General features: G+C 66.4%; 2 protein-coding genes. Both read right to left on the bottom strand.

The genetic code is table 11. The features are described from left to right. The coding region (locus tag AB4074_RS24755; protein ID WP_441415743.1) for an acetyl-coenzyme A synthetase N-terminal domain-containing protein at positions 1 to 363 on the bottom strand (363 nt) is incomplete at its 3' end. Positions 364 to 447: 84 nt separating this feature from the next. Next, positions 448 to 1335 (bottom strand): zinc-dependent alcohol dehydrogenase (locus tag AB4074_RS24750; RefSeq protein ID WP_441415742.1); only part of this gene is annotated, 888 nt, incomplete at its 5' end.

The following is a 1335-nucleotide window of genomic DNA, read 5'->3' as shown; positions in this document are numbered from 1 at the left end:
GGTGTCGCCGGGTTCGCCCTCGAAGTGGATGGCCACCCGGTCCCCGAGCCCGTTCTCCACGTGCCGGTCCAGGGCGTTGTACGCGGCGTTGACCTGCCCGCCGACGAACCACTTCGCGAACGGCGGGTCGGACCAGTCCAGGGCCTGGCCGAAGTCCGTCTCCCAGTCCAGCAGTTCCCGGGCCTGCTTCGCCCAGAACGCGGGACGGTCCGCAGCCGCTTCCGCGTAGACTTCGGCGCCGACTAGCGCGTTCGCGGCGAACTCAGCAGTGGGCGCGAACTTCCGGTTCTCGTGAAGAAGGTTTTCGAGGGCATCGCCGCGCTGCGGTGGCCTGTACGATGCTTCGGTGCGGGCGTTGGACATAGCTAAGCTCCTTAGGTCTCGCTAAGCTGTGCTGTTGAAATGCACACGAGTCGATGTTCCGGCATCCTCCGCCGCTGAATTCGATCAGTATTTGATGACCACGCGGCCGTCGATCTTGGCGTGCTTCATTTCGTCAAGGACCGCGTTGACCTCGGAGAGTTCCCGCGTGGATACGGTCGGGTGGATCTTGCCCTGCGCGTAGAAGTCCAGCGCTTCCTCCAGGTCCTGGCGCGTTCCCACGATCGAGCCGCGGACGGTCAGGCCCTTGAGCACAATCTCGAAGATCGGCGCAGGAAAGTCTCCCGGCGGAAGTCCGTTGAAAACGATCGTCCCGCCACGCCGGGCCATGCCGATCGCCTGCCCGAACGCCGAAGGATGCACCGCCGTGACCAGGACACCATGGCAGCCTCCGGTTTCCCGCTGGATGACTTCGGCCGGATCTTCGTGCAACGCGTTGACCGTAAGCTCGGCACCGTGCTTCTTGGCGAGGGCGAGCTTGTCGTCGGCAATGTCCACCGCGGCAACCCGCAACCCCATGGCCACCGCGTACTGGACGGCGATGTGGCCCAGGCCGCCGATGCCGGAAATGGTGACCCACTGGCCCGGCTTGGCCTCGGTCATCTTCAATCCCTTGTAGACCGTGACGCCGGCGCACAGCACCGGGGCGACCTCCACCGGGTCCGAACCTGCCGGAATCCTCGCCGCGAACCGGCTCTCCACCAGCATGTACTCCCCGAAGGAGCCATCCACGCCGTAGCCGGCGTTCTTCTGGGCCTCGCACAGCGTTTCCCAACCGGTCCGGCAGAACTGGCAATCGCCACACGCGGACCAGAGCCAGGCGTTGCCCACCAGGTCCCCGACGGCCAGGTCGGTGACGCCCTCGCCGAGGGCCACCACTTCGCCCACGCCTTCATGGCCGGGCACGAACGGCGGCGAGGGCTTGACCGGCCAGTCGCCCTCCGCGGCGTGCAG

The organism is Arthrobacter sp. 2MCAF14, assembly GCF_052115645.1.
Classification (GTDB): domain Bacteria; phylum Actinomycetota; class Actinomycetes; order Actinomycetales; family Micrococcaceae; genus Arthrobacter.
Note: the sequence above shows the minus strand (reverse complement) of the source record. Positions and strands in the feature narration are given on the sequence as shown.